Here is a 22,457-nt window from a genome sequence, read left to right as displayed (position 1 = left end):
GAAGAAACTAACGTTTCAACCTTAAAACTTTCCAACCTTTCAACAACAAAAACCAACGTTCCAACCTTCCAACAGCATAATAATTTGCGTTTCTACCGCATTTTATGTTTTCTTTGCAAAAACAACCCTGTTAAATGGCTAAAAATTTACTCATAGTTGAATCTCCGGCGAAAGCCAAAACCATCGAAGGATACCTGGGCAAGGATTTTACCGTAAAATCGAGCTACGGCCACATCCGCGACCTGGTGAAGTCTGAAGATGCCATCGATATCAAGAACAACTTCGAGCAAAAATACGAGGTGCCTGCCGATAAGAAACAGGTGGTGAGCGAATTAAAGAAATTAGCCAAGGAAGCCGATATGGTTTGGCTAGCGTCCGATGAGGACCGCGAGGGAGAAGCCATATCCTGGCACCTGTTCGATACGCTGAACCTTAAGGATGCTACTACTAAACGCATCGTTTTCCACGAGATTACCAAGCCCGCCATTTTACGCGCCATAGAAAACCCGCGCAAAATTGACTACAATTTGGTGAATGCCCAACAGGCCCGCCGTGTTTTAGACCGATTAGTGGGTTTCGAGCTATCGCCCGTATTGTGGAAAAAAGTAAAACCGTCGCTTTCTGCAGGGCGTGTGCAATCTGTTGCCGTGCGCCTGATAGTTGACCGCGAACGCGAGGTAAATAAATTTAAATCAGAAGCCGCTTTTAAGATAGTAGCCATATTCGGCAAGGGTAAAAACGCCTTCAAGGCCGAGCTTGCCGAACGTTTCACGCAACAAGGCGATGCCGAAAAGTTTTTGCAGGATTGCGCAAAGGCCATCTTCGATATCAAATCATTAGAGACCAGGCCCACCAAACGCTCGCCTGCGGCGCCGTTTACTACTTCAACACTGCAACAAGAGGCCAGCCGCAAACTGGGTTATTCGGTGGCGCGTACCATGCAGGTGGCGCAGCGCCTGTACGAAGCGGGGCATATCACGTATATGCGTACCGACTCGCTTAACCTGTCTGACACCGCAATCGCGGCAGCAGCAAGCGAAATCGTATCAGCCTGGGGCGATAAGTACCACCAGAGCCGTAAATACAAAACCAAGAACGCCAGCGCGCAGGAGGCCCACGAAGCCATCCGCCCTACGTACTTTAACAACCATACCATTAACGGCGAATCGGGAGAGAAACGCCTTTACGAATTGATATGGAAACGCGCCATCGCATCGCAGATGAGCGAAGCGCAGTTTGAGAAAACGGTTGCCAAAATAGGCATCTCTACCCGCAAAGAAGATTTGACAGCCAATGGCGAGGTGATGAAATTCGACGGCTTTTTGAAGGTTTACCTGGAAAGCAACGACGATGAAGAGGATAACCAAACCGCCGACGGCGAAAACGCCATACTGCCACCGTTGACCAAAGGCCAGGTACTGGACTTGCAGGAAATGACGGCTACCGAACGTTTCAGTCGCCCCCCTGCCCGCTACACCGAGGCAAGCTTGGTGAAGAAACTGGAAGAGCTGGGAATAGGTCGCCCATCTACCTACGCCCCTACCATCTCCACCATCCAAAACCGCGGGTACGTGGTAAAGGAAGAACGCGAAGGCCGCGTGCGCAACTTCAGGGTGCTTACGCTGAAGAACGAGAGCATTACTAAAGAAGAGAAAAGCGAAAACACCGGCGCGGAACGTGGCAAGCTGTTCCCTACCGATATCGGTGCCGTGGTGAACGATTTTTTGGTACAACATTTCCAAGGCATCGTAGATTTTAACTTTACGGCCAGCGTAGAGAAACAATTCGACGAGATTGCGCAAGGGCTGCAGGACTGGACCAAAATGATCCGCTCTTTTTACGACCCTTTCCATAAAGACGTACAAAGCACCATAGAAACGGCCGACAAAGCCACCGGCGAGCGCGAACTGGGCGTACACCCGGAGAGTGGCAAAAAAATGTCGGTACGGATAGGCCGTTACGGTCCATTTGTACAAGTGGGCGAAAACGCGAGCGACGAGAACGAGGAAAAACCGCTGTACGCAAGCCTGCGCACCGGCCAAAGCATCGAGACGATATCGCTGGAGGAAGCGCTCGAATTATTTAAGCTACCTAAGGTAGTTGGCGAATTTGAAGGCAAACCAATGAAGGTTGCTATTGGCCGTTTCGGTCCGTACATCAGCCATAACAGTGCATTCGTATCGCTGCCCAAGGAGATAGATCCCCTGGATGTTACCGAAGAGCAAGCCATTGAACTGATAGAGGCTAAGCGTAAAAAGGATGCCGAACGCCTGATAAAAAGTTTCCCCGAAGATGAAACCGTAAAGGTTTTAAACGGCCGCTGGGGCCCTTATATCGAATTCGGCAAGCTGAACGTTAAGATACCTAAGGACATAACCGACCCGCTTACCCTTACTTACGAACAGTGCAAAGCCTTAGCCGATGCTATGCCTAAGGATGCCAAAAAAGGGCGCTTTGGCAAGGCTGCGGCGCCTGCGGCAAAGGCAGCAACGGCAAAAAAGAAAGCCCCCGCAAAGAAAGTGGCGGCGAAGAAAAAGTAATTTGTTGAAAAGTTTTAAAGTTGGAAAGTTGAAAGGTTAAATAACGAAAAGCAACTTTTCAACCTTACAACGTTCCAACTTTACAACAATAGACATGATAAAAGACCTCCCCCAAAACGTAGTAAAAGATATAGGCATTGCGGTTGCCCTCGAGAGCGAAACGCCCGAGAGCAAAATATGGTACGTTTACCTCATCAACAAGAAAGATGTGCCGCTGGAGACCGTGCTGATTACCTCTAAAGGCTACGGCGAAAAAAATGGCGAGCAGGTGAAAACTTCTATTTTGCGCCATGCGTTCCCGCTGATACCTCCGCAGTCATTTAAACTGATAGAACCGATAGACGAGGCAACCTTCGGCCTCAGCAACGAGTACTGGCTCAGCTTCTACATCGGCAAGGATATTTTCGATAAAAAATTCATCTTCCTGCCAGAGAGTATCGTAGATGGTAACTTCATCAAGCTACCTTTGGTAAATAAGCCGGGGGTGATGATTCTATAAGTTAAGATCGCGCATCAACTGCATGCTATCCTTTAAATCGCCATAAAGTTTTTTATAGATGGGGAATATCTGCCCGTAGGTATCATGCCTTTGCGCATCGGGCTCAACCGTGGCGCTTTTGGCGGTTTCTGCGTCGAGAATATCCTGTACATCTATTCCAAGTGCTTGCATGGCCAGATAGATAGCTCCCATGGCAGATGAATCGCCGCCCTGCAGCAGCACCAGTTTCTTGCCGGTAATATCGGCCAGTATCTGCACCCATACCGGCGAATTGATAAAGCCGCCGCTCACCACTATCTCTTTCACCGGCTCGGCAGACGATGCTTCAACGGCGTTCAGCACGTCGTACAGGGCAAAGCAGATACCCTCTAAGGCGGCGCGCATAAAGTGTTGCTGCTGGTGCTTAAAATTAATGCCCAAAAACGCGGCAGAGCTTTTGGCATCCCAAACCGGGGCGCGTTCGGCGTACAGGTAGGGTAAAAAGATAAGCCCGTCGCTGCCGGCGTTCACGGCATCTATCTTATCGAATAGCATCGCGTAATTTTCGTCGGTAATACTTAGCTTCAAAAAACTTTTGATGAGCCAATCAACCGCCGCGCCGCCATTATTTACTGCCCCGCCACAGATAAATGTATTGGCGTTCAGCAGGTAATTGAAGGTCATGGCTTGATAATTATACGCAGGTTGGATACTCCCTACCCTAACCGCGCCGCTGGTACCAATAGTAAGCGCCGCTACGCCCTGGCGCACCGCATTGCCGCCTAAGTTGGCGCAGCAGCCATCGCTGGCACCAATAACAAAAGCTGTGTGCACATCAACGCCCGGTACCACTCCGCTTCCTGATTCCATATAACGGATATGCCCCGTGCTTACCGGTTGCGACAACCGATCGCGATCAATCCCTGCAAGGCTTAGCGAACCCACGTACCAATCTAACAGCAATATCTCCAGCAAGCCCGTAGCCGAGGCAATAGAGTGATCCACCTCGAATACGCCGAAAAGCCGGTACCATATATATTCTTTGATGGAGATGAACTTATGGGCCTCTGCAAACAACGCGGGTTGGTTTTGGCGCAGCCATATCAGCTTGCACAGTGGCGACATGGCGTAGATTGCCGTCCCCGTATTGCGGTAAATTATCTCACCATCGGCGCTACCCCGAATGGCCCGGGCAATATCGCCGCTACGGGTATCGGCCCAAAGCATAGCGTTAGCTAAGGGCTTGCCCTTGCTGTCTACCGGCATAATACTGTGCATAGCCGCGCTGAAGCTAACCGCTGCAGGTGCAGCGCCCATTTGGCCGGCTATATCCTTGAGGCATAGCAGAAATGCGTCCCATATTTGTGTGGCATCCTGCTCGCTGATGCCGGGCTGAGGGCTATAAGCAGTGTAATGCTGCTGCGCTGTGCAGAGCGTGTTACCCGCTTCGTCCACAGCAACGGCTTTGGTACTTCCTGTACCTAAATCAATCCCGATGAAGTATTTTTGCATAAGTTGCACATACATAATGGCCTAAAGTAAATACTGGCTAAGTTATTGCATTAAGTATTCCACATTAGCATTATTTGTCAACATTTTGAGAATTAACGGTAAAACGCGGGCGTACTTACAAATTAATTACTCTACTTTTAAAAAAAACACCCCGTAGGGTAATTAGTGTATTGGCCAGTTTTATAAATATTTGAGAATGAATTTAATTACCTAAAATTCGTTAGTAAGATATTTTTTTACCGTTTTTTGATTTAAAAGCACCATATTTATAGCAGAAACACGATAATATCGGCATGAAGAAAACACTATTAATTGTTGATGACGATTTGAGTATATTGAAACTGCTCAGCTTTATCTTAAGCAAAGACTATGAAATAGTTGTTAAGAACAATGGTATAGAGGCCTTTAGCTGGCTGGAAGACGGCAACCTGCCTAAACTGATCATATCTGACTTGCAAATGCCGTATTTCGATGGTCAATCTTTTATCAAAAACGTAAAGATAAGTGGCTTTTATCGCAATATACCGGTTATCATGTTATCGGCAGCATACGACTTGGAAGAGCAGGTAGCCAATATGCCCTTCAAGGTAGAAGCCTACATCCACAAGCCATTCAATCCAACAACCTTAAAAACAGCCATTAACCAAGCCCTACAAGTTTATGACGCGTCAGACAGCAACTGATTGGAACGAAAATTCGGGTTCGCAAATCAGGATAGCCTACGCAGGGCTGGAACTGAAGGACCTTATCGTTAACGACCTGAGCGATAACTTCCGGATTTCGTTCAGCGACACCCTTAAAGACCTGGAAGATTACCTGGGCGACCAATCTATCCTCACCATCCCCGAAATTATTTTGGTAGAGGTAGATAAGGATGAGAAATGCTTCGAAATGGTAGAACAGTTAAGGGATAGCTTCTTGATGAACGGGCTCATCGTTGTGATGCTATCTACCCGTGCCGATAAAAAATTGGTACAACTGGCCATGAAGCTGAAGCTGCATGATTTTTACACCTACCCTTTCTCTACATCAGATTTGCGCGAACGCCTCAACTTTTTGGTGAGGTTTAAGCTGATAAAACCAAAGCTGCTAGAGCTATCTAAGGAAGTAGATACCACCTACAAGATGCCTCCGGGCAAGCGCTTCCTGGATTTATTCATCTCGATATGCATGCTTATTTGCCTGTCGCCGGTGATGCTGCTGGTAGCCATTGCTATAAAATTCGATTCGAAAGGCCCCATATTTTACAAGAGCAAACGCGTAGGCACGGGCTATAAGGTGTTCGATTTTTATAAATTCCGCTCGATGCGTACCGATGCCGACCAACTTTTGGCGCAGATGGCTGTTACTAACAACCAGTATGCTGCCGAAGAAGCAGGCACTACAAAATCTGCTTTCGTGAAAATAAAGAATGATCCGCGCGTTACCAAGCTGGGCAATTTTCTGCGTAACAGCAGTTTAGATGAGTTGCCGCAGTTGTTCAACATCCTGCGTGGAGATATGTCTGTAGTGGGTAACAGGCCCTTGCCGGTTTATGAAGCCGAGATGCTAACCTCCAACGAGTGGTCGATGCGTTTTTTGGGCCCGGCAGGCTTAACCGGTCTTTGGCAGATAAGCAAACGCGGAAAAGAAGATATGAGCGAACGCGAACGAAAAAAACTGGATAATTTTTATGCGCAGAAGTACTCATTTTGGCTGGATGTTAAAATCATCCTGGGTACTATACCTGCTATGTTTCAAAAAGAGAAAGTTTAATCAATATGCCTAACAGATTCATATTATTGGTCCTTTTGGTACTGGCTTTATCATGTACACAGGGCGCACGCGCTCAGGAATCATTAATACCTGACATCTCCTACCCGTACTTAGAAAAACTCATCGCTACAGCTAAAAAGAACTATCCGGAAATAAAATTACGCCAGGCGCAGGTAAATCTGGCCCAGGCAGCCTATCACCAGGCCAATGTATCGTGGTTGGATGCTTTCACGGCATCGTATATATACAGCCCAAAAAGCTCACTCAATTTAATACAGCCAACCATTTTTAATGGCTACCAGCTAAGCGTATCGGTAAATATAGGCCAGTTTCTGGCCAAACCGTTTGCATCGCGCGGGGCAAAAGAGGCGGTAAGGATAGCAGAGTTTCAGCAACAGGAGTATAACCTCACGCTGGAAGCCAACGTAAAACGTTTATACTTCCAGTACCTTGCCGCCCAGGCCGAACTGCGTTTGCGATCGGGTGCCATTGTAGATGGCCAGGCTGCGGTAAAACAATTGAAGTATTCATTCCAAAAAGGAGAAACAACATTCCAGGTATATAACGAGGCCCTTACGAGCCTTTACCAACAGGGGGGATTTAAAGTGACAGCAGAGTTGGCAATGTTAACCGCAAAAACTAACCTTGAGGAGGTTTTGGGCGTTAAATTAGAAGAGGTTAAATAAAAAAATGGAGTTTGCTAATTTTCTGAAAGTTTTATGGAAACATAAAAACCTGCTGATAATTGTTCCGCTTGTTACTATTATTATCTCTTATTTCCTGGTAAAAAACCTTGCGGATAAGTATGTATCTACCTCACAGATAGCTACGGGTATTATCGACGAATCGCGCCATTTGCTGGATAAAGAAACCAACAGTGCAGCACAGGCCCAGCAGATATACCAAAGTTTTAGCAACCTTATCGAGATAATGAAGCTTAAGAAGCTCGTTAACCAGGTATCGTACCAACTCATACTGCACGATCTTACCAGCCCTACCCCATTCAAACCTTACAGCAAGCTGTTCCTGACCATGAATGCAGGAGCAAAGAAACATGCCATTGAACTGTTTTCGAGCAAATTCAAACGCATGGAACCGCTTGATTTTTACAATAAAGACGAAAACGGCCTCAACGAATTGCTGAGATCCATGAAGTACGACGAACGCAGCCTACGCGAGGGTATGCAGATTAACCGTGATGAGGATAGCGACTTTATTACCGTTAGTTATGAATCGGCAAACCCGCAGCTTTCGGCTTTCGTGGTAAATGTGCTGTGCCGCGAATTTATCAGTTACTATACCCACACCATCAGGCAAAACGAAACCGATGCAGTTACCTTCCTGGCAAAATTGCTTAATGAAAAACGTGATGCACTGAACAAAAAAACAGCCCAGCTGCAGGATTATAAGATCCGGAACGGTGTGCTGAACCTGGAAGAGCAATCAAAAGCTATTTACGACCAGATAGTTGCCTACGGCGACCGCAAACAACAGGCCCAAAAAGATGTAGCAAGCTACAACGGTGCCTTAGCCAATATCGATAACAAATTCGATCCTAAGGATCGCGGCTACATAGAAGCCAGCCTCAACAAATACAATACCGCTGTTGTGAGCACGCAGGAGCAATTGCATTTGTTAACAGATCAATACGTACGCAGTAATTTTGCGCCACAGTATAAAGCGCAGATAGATTCGCTATCAAAGCAGCTTACGCAGCAGTTAAACCTCACATCTGATAAGTACCTCACCAACCCGTTGGCGGGCAAGGATGCTTTAGTAGCTCAAAAAATATCGCTGGAAGTAACCCGCGACCTGGCCAAATACAGCATACTGGCCATAGATAAATCGCTTGACGACCTCAACGCGCGCTTCAATCGCCTGGTACCCTTCGATGCTACCGTAAAAACCTACAATTTCGAGCTTGATATTGCCAGCAAGGAATACCTGGAGGTGCTAACTAAGTACAACGAAACCAATTTAAAATCAACCTTCTCTATAAAACTAAGGCAGGTAGATTATGCTACGCCCGATGCCGCCGAGCCATCAAAAAAAATGCTGTTGATTATCATTAGCGGTGTTGGGATGTTTGTAGTATGCGTTGTGTTTTTATTCGTGATGTACTTTTTGGATGAAACCATCAAACAACCCGGCGAACTGGTTAGCCGTACCAACCTGGCATCTCTTGGGTACCTCAATACCGTTACCGGCGGCACGCTTGATCTGAAGAAACTGTGGGATGTAGAGCACCGCGAAAAGATGAAGCACTTCAAGGAGCTTATCCGTTCTTTAAGGTTCGAGATAGACCAGGAACTGAAAGGCGATAAGGTGCTGGCCATTACCAGCCTAGCGCATCATGAGGGGAAAACGGTACTGGCCATTGCCTTATCGTACTCCTACGCCATGATCAACAAAAAAGTATTGCTGATAGATGGCAACTTTACCAACCCTACCATTACCGGCATAGCACAGCCGCGTTTGTACATCGAAGATTATTTTAAAAACAATCCCGATAATTACGAAGCATTCTCTGGCGCTACCACCGTATTGGGCAACCATGGCGGAGATGTTACCCTGTTGGAGGTAAGCGACGAAAACTTCATACGCAGCCGTTTCAACGAATTGAAAACCAAGTATGATATCATCATTATAGAAACTCCGGCATTAACCACGCTGAATAAATCTAAGGAGTGGATGTTGTTTGCCAATAAGGTAGTAGGTGTTTTTGAAGCTAACAAAGGCATCAAGAAAACCCAAAAGGCCGATTTAGAGTATTTGCGCGCCATGAACGGGAAGTTTGCAGGTTGGGTATTGAACAAGGCCAGCATCCCCGAAGACTAACCGCGGCCCTGTGTCTTTAATTTTTTACGCACTTTGATTCCCTGACATGAAAATAACGCCAAACACCAAAATAAAGGCAGACCCATATGCAGGCCTTAGCCCACTTGAAAATAAAACACGCAAGGTTGCCATAGCATTTGTATTTGCCGGGGTTTTTGTGTGGGCAGTTAAAATATTGATTCTTGCATAAAACCCGGCCCAGCATATGCTTGATAAACAATTGAGAAATATCGGCCTCAAAGCCTATCTGCGCAATAAACTGCAGCTTAATAACTTATCAACCACCCGGATGATAGTGCTGATGCTGCCTGTTGGTGTTTTTGTAAGCGTTGTAGTTGCAAAAGCGGGCATTATGGGTGCCGCAGGCATTATGGCCATTGTTGTTGGCCTACCTGTTGTTTATGGCATCATTGCTTACCCCAAATTTGGTATCGCCGCGCTGGTGGTGGTATCGTTCATGCTCAATTATCTGTCGTCCATCTTTCCCAGCGATCAGCCTACGGGCGTTTTGCTCGATGCCATTACTTACCTGCTCATCTTCGGCTTTTTCGTAAAAAAGAAATACGACGCCAGTTGGAATGATTTTAAAAACCCTATCACCTATTTAGTACTCGCATGGCTTGGATATAATTTTTTAGAAGCCGTAAACCCTGCTTCGCCCTCAATATTAGCCTGGGTGTATACGGTGCGTACGGTTGGTTTCATCATGCTGATGTATTTCGTTTTCCTTTACCAGATACAAAGCATCGAGTATATAAGATTTTTGATAAAGTTGTGGCTTTTTCTGTGCCTGTTGGCGGCCATGTCGGGTTTCCAGCAGGAGAATATCGGCTTGTTTGGTTTCGAGAAAGCCTGGTACGCATCAGACCCGCTCAGGCTAAGCTTCCTTTTCATCAACGGGCATTTGCGTAAGGTGGCAATTTTCCCCGATCCGGTTACTTTTTCCTACAATATGGTTGTGGCATCGGCTATGTGTATTTGCTTTTTCATGCTCGATATCAGCAAAACAAAAAAAATAATACTGGGCTGTTTGATACCATTTTATCTGCTTACCATGCTCTACAGCGGCACCAGGGGCGCATATGTGCTGCTGCCCGGCGCTTTAGCGCTTTTAGCTATACTTAAATTCAACCGCAAGATACTTGTCTCGGTACTTACGGCAGGGTTTATGCTGGTTGTGGTCATATTCATGCCAACATCCAACGCCACTATCAAACGCTTCCAATCGGCCTTCAATCCCTCGGCCGATGCATCATTTAACGTACGCGCAGAAAACCAGCATAAAATAAAACCGTATATACTATCGCACCCTATTGGCGGCGGGCTTGGCTCGGTAGGTATTTGGGGGCGCCGGTTTGCGCCAAACTCCATGCTAGCCAAATTTCCGCCCGATAGCGGGTACGTGCGTGTTGCAGTAGAAATGGGTTGGATAGGTCTCTTATTGTTTTGTACTTTAATGTTCGTAATTTTATATACGGGGATCAACTATTATTTCCTGATCAAGAACCCCGAGTTGAAAGTTTATTGCCTGGCCATGGTACTGGTTCTATTTATTTATAATATAGGCAACTACCCGCAGCAGGCGCTCGTACAATACCCGTCGAATATTTTGTTCTACCTCGCCGCGGCGTTGCTCAACGTAACTATGCGGCTTGATATTGCAGAACGTAAAGCACAGGGCGATAAGAGCATTGAAGGATTGAAAGCATAATTAATTTTTTATAGATGTCGTTACTTTCGGTAATTAAATCTCACCCCCGTATAAAAAAATTTGTGCACTGGCTATTGGTACGGTCAAACCACTCGCGCCCCCGTATATGGACGCGGCTGTTTGTAAACCCGTTTTACCATAAGCGCGGCCGACATTCTATCGTAGGCCGCTATTCGCGAATAGACGTATTCCCTTTCAATAATTTCACACTTGGCGAATACAGCATTGTAGAAGATTTTGCAGCCATTAACAACGGCGTTGGCGACGTTTTAATAGGCCACCATGTAGGCGTAGGCCTCTCCAACACTATTATTGGCCCGGTAACGCTGGGCAACTATGTAATGATGGCGCAAAACGTGGTATTATCGGGCCTTAATCATGGCTACGAGGATATTAATACCCCGCCGCGCACGCAAAAAGTAATTACCCGCCAAATAACGGTGATGGATGATGTTTGGATTGGCGCCAACAGTGTTATAACCGCGGGCGTAACCATTGGCAAGCATGCCGTAATTGGGGCTGGCAGCGTAGTAACAAAAGATATACCCGAGTATAGTGTGGCTGTAGGTAACCCCGCCAAAGTGATAAAGAAGTACAATTTCGAAACCGGGATCTGGGACAAAATTTAACGCTGAAGGCTTTTATGTCGTTTTTAAAAAAGATTGTAAACAAACATACCATCAATTTGGCCAGCAGCGCGGCAATGCCTGTTATTGGATTATTGGTGATATCGCAGTTAACCAGGCATTTTCCCAGCAAAGCCGATTTTGGTAACTATATCTTCTTTCTGAACATTTTTTTACTGGCCGATATGTTTCGTACCGGCTTCCTGCAAACCTCGCTGGTAAAATTTTATGCCGGTGCGGCCAAAGACCGTGCAGTAACCGTGGCCGGTTCTGCCTGGGGCATTGGTTTTATTTTAACTTTCGGGCTTGCTTTCATCGATCTTTTGCTTTACCTCTTCTTCAAAAGCAAAAATCCCGATTTGGTGGCCACGCTGAAATGGTTCGGCATCATTTACATCTGTACGCTACCATCTGCCATTGCAGGCTGGATATTGCAGGCCGAAGAACGCTTTGATAAAATGTTCATCATCCAGATCATCAACCAGGGTGGCTTCCTTTTACTCGTACTTATTATCGTTTTTTTCAAGGTTATCAATTTCGAAACTGTTATTTATTGTTACCTGGCTACCAACATTTTCACCAGCCTGCTCTGTATTTTTATGGGCTGGTCGCAAGTACATGCCATCAGGCATAAAACTATCGAATCGATGAAGGAATTAGCCAATTTTGGCAAATACGGTGTGGGCACATCTATAGGCTCAACCCTGCTGCGCAGTTCTGATATTTTTATCATCGCCGCCATGTTCCCTAAAGATTTGGTGGGGGTTTATTATATCCCGCAACGCTTAATGGAGTTCTTCGAGATACCGATGCGCAGCTTTGTATCCACCGCCCTACCAGAGCTTTCCGCAGCGGCGCAGCATGGCGACAAACCAGCTGTAGCGCACACCATGAAAAAATATGGTTCGCTGCTCACGGTATTATTAATACCTATAGCTGTAGGTGGTTTTTTCCTGGGTGGGCTGGTAATTCATCTCCTTTCGGGCGAAAAATACGCCGGCAGCGAGGCTTTTAATATTTTCCGCATCTTCCTGTGTTATGTGATTATTATGCCCATGGATAGGTTTTTTGGCATCACCTTAGACATCCTGAACAAACCGCACCTCAATATGATGAAGGTATTTTTGATGCTTACGGTGAACGTTATCGCCGATTTTGCCGGAATAGCTATTTTTCATAGCCTGTATGGTGTGGCCATAGCATCACTATTCACCTACTACTCCGGCCTGATCTTCGGGTATATACAACTGAAAAAGCATCTCCGGTTCCGTTTGCGCGATCTGTTCAGTGTGGGCTTTGGAGAAGTAAAAGGGATGATAAATCACGTTTTGCATAAACAAGCAGAAAAAGGAACGGCATGAGTTTAACCGGTAAACATATCGTTGTTTTTTCGCAGATGCAGTTTGATAACAAGCTGGAATCGACGCCCTATATTATGGCACGATTGCTGGCTAAGGACAACTATGTGTACTTTGTAGACAGGCCCTTCACCTGGAAAGATTATTTTAAGTTTAAGGATACCAAAGCATACCAGGTGCGCAAGCCGCATTTCTTCTCGGCAAACAACAGCTTCATCCAAAGCGACCTGCCGAACTTCAAGATCATCATTTGCCCGCCGGTGCCATCTATCAATGCTATACCCGAGGGGAAAGCTTACCGCCTTGCCGTAAGGTTTAACGAGTGGATGGTAGCATCGCGCCTCATCAAGGTTTTTAAGCAGTTGGGTGTTACCGATTATATCTACATCAACTCCTATAATTTTTCGTATCCGCAATTGCACAAAGCGTTGCTACCCCAACCAGCTCTCAGCGTTTACCATTGCGTTGATCCGATAATTGAGGAGTATCAGTTAAAGCACGGCGTTCACAACGAAGAAATACTGGCCAAAAGCGTGGATATGATCATCAGTACCAGCCGCGAGTTGCGCAACAAAAAATCATTCTTAAACCGCAACTCTTACTTCGTGCCCAACGCGGCAAACCTTACCCATAGCCAGAAAGCCTTGAGTGCTGATTTAAAGTTAGCCGATATCCTTTCGGGCATAAAAAAACCAATTGTAGGCTATTTTGGGGCAATAGAACGCAGGATAGACTATACGCTGATAAAAAAGGTAATCGCCGATAACCCTGATAAAAGCTTCGTTTTCGTAGGCCCCGTGGATGCCGACTACATACGCGAGGGGGATTTTGCTGCACCCAACCTACACCTGCCCGGCCCGGTGGATTATCAACAAATGCCTGCCGTATTGAAAGGTTTTGATGTCTGCATCATCCCTTTTAAAAAAGACGATGTTAGCAATAACATTTTCCCGCTAAAACTTTTTGAGTATTTAGGGGCTGGCAAACCGGTGGTTTCTACCGATTTTAATGATGATTTACAGAATTTCACCAACGGGCTTGTACCCTATTGCAGCACGGCCGATGAATTTACGGATGCGTTGAATGCTGCTTTAGTTGATTCGCAGGCAACCGAAAAAGTTGCACGGCGTATAAGTATTGCGGCCAACAACACCTGGGAACACCGCATTACCGATATTAAAGAATTATTATCGGCTGGTTTAGCACAAAAAGGCAAAAACCTTTGATAAATTTGATTAAAAGGCTCAAAAATGGAAATTATTAAAATCGTCTTCTCTGTTATTTTTAGCCTGGTATTTGTGTACCTGGGCATTTACAGCCTCTACCTTTTTGTATTTTCGGTATCGGGCAAGCTCATTATTAAAAAGGCGCCGCCAATGGCTTCGGCCTACAGCAAATTCGTGATATACATTTGCGCTTACAAGGAGGATGCTATCATCCTCAACTCAGCAGAACAGGCCTTGACGATCGACTACCCGAGCGATAAATTCCATGTATGCGTAATAGCCGATTCGATGCAGCCGGAAACCATTGCAAAGCTTAAAGAAATGCCTTTGCAGGTAGTTGAGGTGGTATTTGAGAGCAGTACCAAGTCGAAAGCACTGCATGCCGCCATTGCCGCAACCGTGGACGATGTTGACGCTGCCGTAGTATTTGATATCGACAACATTGCCGCGCCTGATTACCTGCACCATATTAACAACTACATCCACGCCGGCAAAAGGGTAATACAGGGGCATCGTGTTGCCAAAAACACCGAAACCCCCGTAGCGATATTAGATGCCATAAGCGAGGAAATAAATAACCACATTTTCCGCAAGGCGCAGCAGGTTTTTAACCTTTCGGCCGCCATAATAGGATCGGGCATGGCGCTGGAATACAGGTTATTTAAGGATACCATGGCGCAAATAGATGCCGTTGGTGGCTTTGATAAGGAGATGGGGCTTGTACTTACCCGCCAAAACATCCACGTGGCTTATGCCGATGCTGCCCTGGTTTACGATGAGAAGGTGAGCAACCCCGAGGTATTTAAAAAGCAGCGCCGCCGATGGCTTTCGGCACAATTTAACTTGTTAAAAACCTACGGGATGACTGGCTTTGAAGAGTTGTTTGCGCGCGGCAATTTTGATTACTTTAACGAAATATACCAAACCGCAATATTGCCAAGGATACTGATGCTGGGGCTGATGCCTTTTATGCTGCTTGTATCGTTGTTAACACCGGGCGTTGGCCCATCGTGGCAAATGTGGTTAACGGCAACAGCGCTTTGCTACATCGGCATATTAGTGGCCGTGCCGGGTCATTTTTTCAACGGCAAACTGCTGGGCGCGGTTTTGAAGATACCATTAATATTCTTCACCATGCTTGCGTTGCTGTTCAAACTAAAGGGGGCCAACAAAAAGTTTATCCATACGCCGCACAATACGCCCGGAGCCTGATGGCTTATAGCTAATAAGTGTGGGCTGCAGCGTGTGATTATGTGTTAAATCATTAAATTTGAATTGTACAGCTGTAAGCAAAGCTACCCCCTGCTTACCGTTAATTGATACTATGAAAGCAACGATACTAAACAACACCGAGGTAGATTATCCAAAAGAAAAAGCCCTTTTCGAGCTTTTTAACGAGAGCGCACAAAGCTTTCCGGAAAAAATAGCGATCCGCTTTCATGATCGCGCGTTAACTTATGCCGAGGTTGCCAATACAGCTAACCGCATTGCTGCATTGCTGGTACAAAAAGGCATCAAAAAAGGCGATATCATCGGTCTCGCGCTTGATCGCTGCCCGGAGCTGATCATCTCTTTGCTGGCCATCATGAAATCGGGCGCCGCCTACGTGCCGTTAGATCCCGAATACCCGAAAGACCGCATCGAATTTATGCTCGAGGATTCGGCCGCCAAAATACTCATCACATCGGCAAAATATGCGGGCCATTATGCTGCAAACACTATCGAGGTTTTAATTGAGCAGGCCCTGGCAGATTCTGCCCCCCTGATACCGGAGCAACCCGCAGCCGGCGTAACCGGTGCGGATTTGGCTTACATCCTATATACCTCTGGTTCAACCGGTAAACCAAAAGGCGTACAGATAGCCCACCATAGCCTGGTGAATTTTGTCCTGAGTTTTCAAAAGAAACCGGGCATTACTTCTGCTGATAAAACTTTGGCCGTAGCAACTATTTCGTTCGATATAGCGGGGTTAGATATATATCTGCCGCTAAGCATTGGTGCAGAATTGGTTATTGCCGATTCGCTCACCGCTAAGGATGGCCGCGCCGTGCTGGATATCGTGCGCACGCAGGGCATCACCATACTACAAGCCACCCCCTACACCTGGCGTATGATGCTGGAAGTAGACTGGAACGAAAAACTGCCCATGAAGGTATTCACCGGCGGCGAAGCGCTGGCCAAAGACCTTGCGGCAAAACTGATTGAGCGCAGCAGCGAAGTTTGGAACCTGTACGGCCCTACCGAAACCACGATTTATTCGGTGATAAAGCATGTAACCGATGCCGAGGATGTTACCATTGGCTGGCCGATAGACAATACGCAGATATACATTGTTGATGAGGCCATGAACAGCCTTACCAATGGCGATATTGGCGAGATACTCATTGGCGGCGATGGCGTATCATGGGGATACCTGAACCGCGAAGAACTTACCGCCGAAAAATTCATTGATAACCCTTTCTCCAAAAAACCCGGCGACAAGATATACCGTACCGGCGATCTGGGCAAGATCAGGCCCACAGGCGAAATCGTGTGCCTTGGCCGTATAGACCACCAGGTAAAAGTGCGCGGCTACCGCATAGAGCTTGGCGAAATTGAGTTCCACCTGGGTAAACAGGAAGATGTGAAAGAAGCGGTGGTAATAGCCCGCGAAGATACACCCGGCTACCCGCGCCTGGTGGCTTACCTGCTATTGCATTCGGGCGAAACGGGTCACCCCTCGGCACAACAGCAGGATGCATGGCAAAACGCCCTGCTTGCCGAATTGCCGGAATACATGGTGCCCGATGATTTCGTACTGCTGGATGTTATACCATCAACCCCCAACGGCAAGATAGACCGTAAGGCCCTGCCGAAACCGGATTACAGCCACATCGTACGTGCCGAAGCCTATGTGGCACCACGCACCAGCAACGAAAAAATGGTGGCCGACGTTTGGCAGGAAATGATGGGTCTGGACAAGATAAGCATGGTAGATAATTTCTTCCAATTGGGCGGCCGCTCGTTGGTGGCTGTAAAGATAATGGCCAAACTGGAGGAGAAAACAGGCAAGCGTTTGCCGTTGGCTACCTTATTCGAGCATTCTACTGTGGAAAAGCTTGCTGCACGTTTAGATGTAAACTCGGAGTTGATTACATGGGATTCGCTGGTACCAATAAAACCGATGGGCAGCAAAATGCCGCTATACATCGTACACGGAGCTGGCCTCAACGTATTACTGTTCAATGCCCTGGCCATGAATATGGACGATGAGCAGCCGGTTTACGGCCTGCAGGCGAAAGGCATAAACGGTATTGACGAACCATTGGACGTAATGGAAGAAATTGCCGCAAACTACGTGGAAGAAATCATCAACCACGACCCGGTTGGCCCTTACGCTATTGCAGGTTATTCGCTGGGTGGCATGATAGCTTACGAAATGGCTAAGCAGATGCTCGCCATGGGCAAAGACATAAAAATGCTGGCGATGTTCGATACTTATGCCGACCAAACCAAAGTACACACGCCGCCGCTTAAACGCACCATCGGCGATTTATGGTTCCTGGTGAAACAGATTGCGTACACGCCTATATTGTTCATAGAAGACCCAAAACGCACCGTAGAATACAAAAGCCGCGAAATTGGCCGCAGGATAAGCAAACTATACAAAAAGGCTTTCCCGCATAAGGTTAAGAAAAAAGAAGGCTTTGCCGCATATACCGATGATATACACGAGAAAAGCGAAACCGCACAACGTAATTATTTACTAACCCCGGTGAACATAAAGTTAGAGCTGTTTCGCGCCAAAAAGAAGACCTTTTATATGGACGACTTTAAATACCTCGGCTGGATACCTTACGCACTGAAAGGCGTTGCCGTACACGATATCCCGGGCGAACATAATACCATTTTTGCCCCACCTAACGACAAGCAATTTGCCCGCGTATTGCAGGAATGCTTAGACCAGGCTGCGAAAGTAAAGTAGAAGGCAAGCCGTTTTTGCGGTACAAAACGTAAACCAAACCACGTAACCCGCTGCTATCGGCATGAACTTATCATTTCAAAACAAAGCCCTAATCCCCATTCTCATATTGATGATGGGGTTTTCTCATTGTGGTACCGGGCCTGCAAAAGTTGCCCCGACGGTTGCGGCTACTCCGGAAGGCAGCACCATAACACTACATGATTCCCTCGCCGAAGTAGAGGGTGTGCCGCTGCGGAATATGTTCGGCGTAAACGGCTACGAATGGAATTTTCTGGAAAACCCTGCCGCCCCCAACGAGCGGGGCTATATTTACGAGGATAATATGGCCCTCATCAAATGCTTCAGCGGGCTGCGGCATTACATGAACTGGAACAAACTGGAAAATATGCAGGGCGATTATACCTTCAATCCCACCAATAACGGCAGCTGGGATTACGACTTGATATACACCCGCTGCAAGCAGGACAGCATACTGGTTTTAGCCGATATGAAAAACCTGCCCGTATGGATGATGAACACCTACCCTACAGACCAGCGCGACGACGAAAACGTACCCGTGTTTTATGGTGCCGACCTTAACAAACCCGTCTCTTATATTGTGCAGGCACGCACAGCCTTCCAGTTTGCGGCCCGGTACGGCTATAATAAGGCTATTGACCCTAAACTGGTTAAGGTTGATACCCGCCCGCGATGGGCAGGCGATAAACCCAATGAGGTAAAAATTGGCCTCGGCCTCATCAGGTACATCGAATGCGGCAATGAGAACGACCGCTGGTGGAAAGGCGATAAAGCCACCCAAACACCCGAACAGTATGCCGCCAACCTATCTGCCTTTTACGATGGGCACAAAGGCACGCTGGGCAATATCGCGGGGGTTAAAACCGCCGACCCTACCATGCAGGTAGTAATGACCGGCTTAGCCACTGCGGATGTGAACTATGTAAAACGGATGGTAGCCTGGTGCAAAACCAATCGCGGCTATAAACCTGATGGCAGCATAAACCTGTGCTTCGATGTTATAAACTACCACTTATACGCCAACGATGGCAGCGTATTTACGCATACCAAAGCTACCACGGGCATTGCGCCGGAACTATCTGATGCGGGCCGTGTAGCCGACAGTTTTGTTAAATATGCCGATAGCCTGCCCGGCAAACCCGAAGTTTGGGTAACCGAAACAGGATACGACATCAACCCAGGCAGCTACCAGTGTGCGCCCGCCATCGGCAATAAATCGGCACTCCAAACACAGGCTGACTGGATATTGCGCAGCTCGCTGCTCTACGCCAGGCATGGCGTAAAAAGGCTTTTCTTTTATCAACTTTTCGATGCCTTTCCGGATAAGGCAGAGCAGTATGCCACCTCGGGCCTTGCGCAAAGCCCCAAACGCCGCCCTGCCGCCGACTATATATTACAAGTGAGCAAATTGATGGGCAATTATCGTTACGTAGGTACTATCGGGCAAAATCCTATCATCGATAAATACAGATCGGGCACGAACAGCGTAATTTATGCATTGACCATCCCCGATCAAACCAGTCGCAAGGCTACTTATGTGCTCGATTTTGGCAAGGCGATAAAAACCGCCGTGCTTTACACCCCAAAGGCTGGCGCAGATGTGATGACCAAAACTACGCTGACTTTGACAAACGGCAAGGTAAAGATTCCCGTATCAGAAACGCCTGTGTTTTTGCAAACCGCCTATTAAAGATACGCACTAACGTAACTCCGCAGTTGCTGTACATACCCTCCGCCAAACAGATTCACATGAACCAGCAACGGGTAAAGGCTCCATAGCTTCAGCCTTTGCTCAAAGCCTTTCGCCAAGGGATAATGATATTGGTAAGCATCGTAAAACGCCGCCCCGAAACCGCCGAAGAGCATCGTCATGGCTATATCCATTTCGCGGTGGCCGTAATACACTGCCGGGTCGATTAAATATGGCCGGTTGTTTTTATCGATGATGAAATTCCCGCTCCATAAATCGCCGTGCAGTAAAGCCGGTGATTCGGGTTCGAAAAGATCGGGCAATTTGGTGTACAATCTTTCAAATTGTAGTGTGTCTGCTTGTTCCAGCTTGCCGTAATCTACTGCCATTTTCATTAAAGGCTGCAACCGTTCCTCCAAATAAAAATCGCTCCATTCTCGGTGTATCCTATTGCTTTGGTGCAGAGAGCCGATGTAATTGTCCTCCCCGAAACCAAACAATACCAGGGTATTGCGGTGCAGGTTTGCAAGCCCCTCTCCTAGCTTTGCCATACCTGTATTGCCTGATTGCCCGGCCTCTACCCAATCCATCAGCAAAAAGCTAAACCCTGCCGCTTCGCCTACGGCAATTGCGCGCGGTACATTGATGGCACCTGTGTTAGCAATGATCGCTAATCCGTCTGCTTCCCTGATAAACATATCCGGAAAACGCGCGGCAGAATTGATTTTGATGAGGTATTGCCCGCTATTGGTTTGCAGGCGGTAAACTTGGTTAATGTCCCCTCCAGGCACAGGTTCTGCACGTATTATTTTTTCGGACAATATCGTTTCGACCGCGGCGGTTATTGCTTCGTGTATCATCAGGCAGTTGTATTAACTATCAGGAAGTTAGCAAATCGCCCAAAGCATGCCAAATTATCCGCGCAAAAAGTTATTTTTGCGGTTGAATGAAGCACATACGTAATTTTTGTATCATAGCGCATATCGACCACGGCAAAAGCACCCTTGCCGATAGGTTGTTAGAATACACCGGCACCATCACCCAGCGCGAAAGCCAGGCGCAATTGCTTGACGATATGGACCTGGAGCGCGAGCGCGGCATCACCATCAAGAGCCACGCGATACAGATGGAATACGAACTCGACGGGCAGAAATACGTACTGAACCTGATTGATACCCCGGGCCACGTAGATTTCTCTTACGAAGTTTCGCGCTCTATAGCTGCCTGCGAAGGCGCATTGCTTATAGTAGATGCGGCGCAAGGTATACAGGCACAAACCATATCTAACCTGTACCTGGCCCTGGAGAACGACCTGGAGATTATTCCCGTCCTCAATAAAATGGACCTCCCCGGCGCTATGCCCGAGGAAGTGAAAGACCAGATAGTAGACCTGATAGGCTGCAAACGCGAAGAGATTTTAGCAGCATCCGGCAAAACCGGCATGGGCGTATTCGATATTTTGCGCGCCATTATCGAGCGTGTCCCCGCCCCCGTAGGCGACCCGGATGCACCGTTGCAGGCATTGATATTCGACTCCGTTTATAACTCCTTCCGTGGTATCGTAGCGTACTTTAAAGTAGTTAACGGCGAGATACGCAAAGGCGATAAAGTAAAGTTCTTCGCTACCGAAAAGCAATATATTGCTGAAGAAGTTGGTACCCTGAAACTAAAACAGGCACCAAAAGATGTTATTAAAACCGGTGATGTAGGTTACATCATCTCGGGTATAAAAGAATCGCGCGAGGTTAAGGTTGGGGATACCATTACCACTATTGCCCGCCCTTGCGAAGGCGGTATCCAAGGCTTTGAAGAGGTAAAACCAATGGTATTTGCGGGTATCTATCCTGTTGATACCGAAGATTACGAAGAGCTGCGCGAATCTATGGCGAAACTGCAGTTGAACGATGCTTCGCTGGTTTTCGAACCGGAATCGTCTGCGGCACTGGGTTTCGGTTTCCGTTGCGGTTTCCTGGGGATGCTGCACATGGAGATTATCCAGGAGCGTTTGGAACGCGAGTTTAATATGACGGTTATCACCACCGTGCCCAACGTATCGTACATCGCTTACAACACCCGTGGGGAATCTATCATCGTAAACAATCCATCGGATCTACCAGACCCAAGCAAGATAGATTTTGTAGAAGAGCCATATATTAAAGCCACCATCATCACCAAATCTGATTTTGTGGGGCCGGTAATGTCGCTCTGTATCCAGAAACGCGGGATGATCATGAACCAGTCGTATTTAACATCCGACAGGGTCGAGCTTACCTTCGAGATGCCGATGGGCGAGATTGTATTCGATTTTTACGATAAACTGAAAACAATATCAAAGGGTTACGCATCGTTCGATTACCACCAGATAGGTTACCGCAAGTCGGATCTTGTTCGTTTGGATATAAAACTGAATGCAGAACCGGTTGATGCATTGTCATCGTTGATATTCCGTGGCAATTCTTACGATTTCGGTAAAAAAATCTGCGAAAAACTGAAGGAACTATTACCGCGCCAACAGTTCGAGATTATCATACAGGCATCTATCGGCGCCAAGATCATCGCCCGGGAAACCGTTAAAGCGATGCGCAAGGATGTTACCGCCAAGTGTTACGGCGGTGATATTTCGCGTAAGCGCAAACTGTTAGAAAAACAAAAGGCCGGTAAAAAACGCATGCGCCAGGTAGGTAACGTAGAGATACCACAAAGCGCGTTTATGGCGGTGCTGAAATTGGATTAAAAATACT

16 protein-coding genes are annotated in these 22,457 nt (G+C 47.1%); 14 read left to right on the top strand and 2 right to left on the bottom strand.

Translation table 11 applies throughout. From position 1 onward, the window contains the following. Positions 1–134: 134 nt before the first annotated feature. On the top strand, positions 135–2,540 hold the full coding sequence (gene topA, locus AC1DYT_RS06480; RefSeq protein ID WP_477468817.1) for a type I DNA topoisomerase: 2,406 nt from the start codon (positions 135–137) through the stop codon (positions 2,538–2,540). Between the two features lie 94 nt (positions 2,541–2,634). Further along, positions 2,635–3,039, top strand: a complete 405-nt coding sequence (locus AC1DYT_RS06475) for a hypothetical protein (protein ID WP_477468816.1) — start codon at positions 2,635–2,637, stop codon at positions 3,037–3,039. On the opposite strand, the gene AC1DYT_RS06470 is transcribed toward AC1DYT_RS06475, so the two are convergent. Beyond that, entirely contained in the window at positions 3,034–4,545 is a 1,512-nt protein-coding gene (locus AC1DYT_RS06470) for a gluconokinase (RefSeq protein WP_477468815.1), read from the bottom strand. The two genes, AC1DYT_RS06475 and AC1DYT_RS06470, sit on opposite strands and share 6 nt — an antisense overlap. A 278-nt stretch (positions 4,546–4,823) precedes the next feature. Between AC1DYT_RS06470 and AC1DYT_RS06465 the strand changes: the two genes are divergently transcribed. From AC1DYT_RS06465 to AC1DYT_RS06415, 11 genes are all read left to right on the top strand, one after another. Further along, positions 4,824–5,213, top strand: coding sequence for a response regulator (locus tag AC1DYT_RS06465; protein WP_477461029.1), 390 nt, complete (start codon positions 4,824–4,826; stop codon positions 5,211–5,213). Then, entirely contained in the window at positions 5,191–6,285 is a 1,095-nt protein-coding gene (locus tag AC1DYT_RS06460; protein ID WP_477468814.1) for a sugar transferase, read from the top strand. Before AC1DYT_RS06465 ends, AC1DYT_RS06460 begins: the two co-directional genes overlap by 23 nt. Positions 6,286–6,290: 5 nt before the next feature. Beyond that, entirely contained in the window at positions 6,291–6,971 is a 681-nt protein-coding gene (locus tag AC1DYT_RS06455; protein ID WP_477468813.1) for a TolC family protein, read from the top strand. 4 nt (positions 6,972–6,975) lie between these two features. After that, entirely contained in the window at positions 6,976–9,123 is a 2,148-nt protein-coding gene (locus AC1DYT_RS06450; RefSeq protein WP_477468812.1) for an exopolysaccharide transport family protein, read from the top strand. A 205-nt stretch (positions 9,124–9,328) separates the two neighbouring features. Further along, a complete protein-coding gene (locus AC1DYT_RS06445; protein WP_477468811.1) occupies positions 9,329–10,834 on the top strand; it encodes an O-antigen ligase family protein in 1,506 nt (501 codons plus the stop codon). 14 nt (positions 10,835–10,848) lie between these two features. Next, positions 10,849–11,463: an acyltransferase gene (locus AC1DYT_RS06440; RefSeq protein WP_477468810.1), complete on the top strand. Its 615-nt coding sequence runs from the start codon at positions 10,849–10,851 to the stop codon at positions 11,461–11,463. Between the two features lie 14 nt (positions 11,464–11,477). Further along, complete coding sequence (locus AC1DYT_RS06435; RefSeq protein ID WP_477468809.1) at positions 11,478–12,821, top strand: oligosaccharide flippase family protein; 1,344 nt, start codon at positions 11,478–11,480, stop codon at positions 12,819–12,821. Further along, complete coding sequence (locus AC1DYT_RS06430) at positions 12,818–14,044, top strand: glycosyltransferase (RefSeq protein WP_477468808.1); 1,227 nt, start codon at positions 12,818–12,820, stop codon at positions 14,042–14,044. The genes AC1DYT_RS06435 and AC1DYT_RS06430 overlap by 4 nt, the downstream gene beginning before the upstream one ends. A gap of 24 nt (positions 14,045–14,068) precedes the next feature. Continuing rightward, the gene (locus tag AC1DYT_RS06425) at positions 14,069–15,256 is read left to right on the top strand and encodes a glycosyltransferase family 2 protein (RefSeq protein WP_477468807.1); all 1,188 of its coding nucleotides are present in this window, start codon (positions 14,069–14,071) and stop codon (positions 15,254–15,256) included. A gap of 112 nt (positions 15,257–15,368) precedes the next feature. Next, entirely contained in the window at positions 15,369–18,008 is a 2,640-nt protein-coding gene (locus AC1DYT_RS06420; protein ID WP_477468806.1) for a non-ribosomal peptide synthetase, read from the top strand. Positions 18,009–18,069: 61 nt separating this feature from the next. Continuing rightward, positions 18,070–19,716 (top strand): hypothetical protein, encoded by a 1,647-nt coding sequence (locus AC1DYT_RS06415; RefSeq protein ID WP_477468805.1) that lies wholly within the window; start codon positions 18,070–18,072, stop codon positions 19,714–19,716. Here the strand turns inward: AC1DYT_RS06415 and AC1DYT_RS06410 are convergent. Then, positions 19,713–20,576, bottom strand: coding sequence for a fructosamine kinase family protein (locus tag AC1DYT_RS06410; protein WP_477468804.1), 864 nt, complete (start codon positions 20,574–20,576; stop codon positions 19,713–19,715). The genes AC1DYT_RS06415 and AC1DYT_RS06410 overlap by 4 nt on opposite strands. An 86-nt stretch (positions 20,577–20,662) precedes the next feature. Here AC1DYT_RS06410 and lepA point away from each other — a divergent pair, with 86 nt between their 5' ends. Beyond that, positions 20,663–22,450 carry a translation elongation factor 4 gene (gene lepA / locus AC1DYT_RS06405; RefSeq protein ID WP_477468803.1) on the top strand — a complete coding sequence of 596 codons (1,788 nt, stop codon included), beginning with the start codon at positions 20,663–20,665 and terminating at the stop codon, positions 22,448–22,450. The last annotated feature ends 7 nt before the right edge of the window (positions 22,451–22,457 follow it).

The organism is Mucilaginibacter sp. P1_D10 (assembly GCF_056406215.1).
Note: the sequence above shows the minus strand (reverse complement) of the source record. Positions and strands in the feature narration are given on the sequence as shown.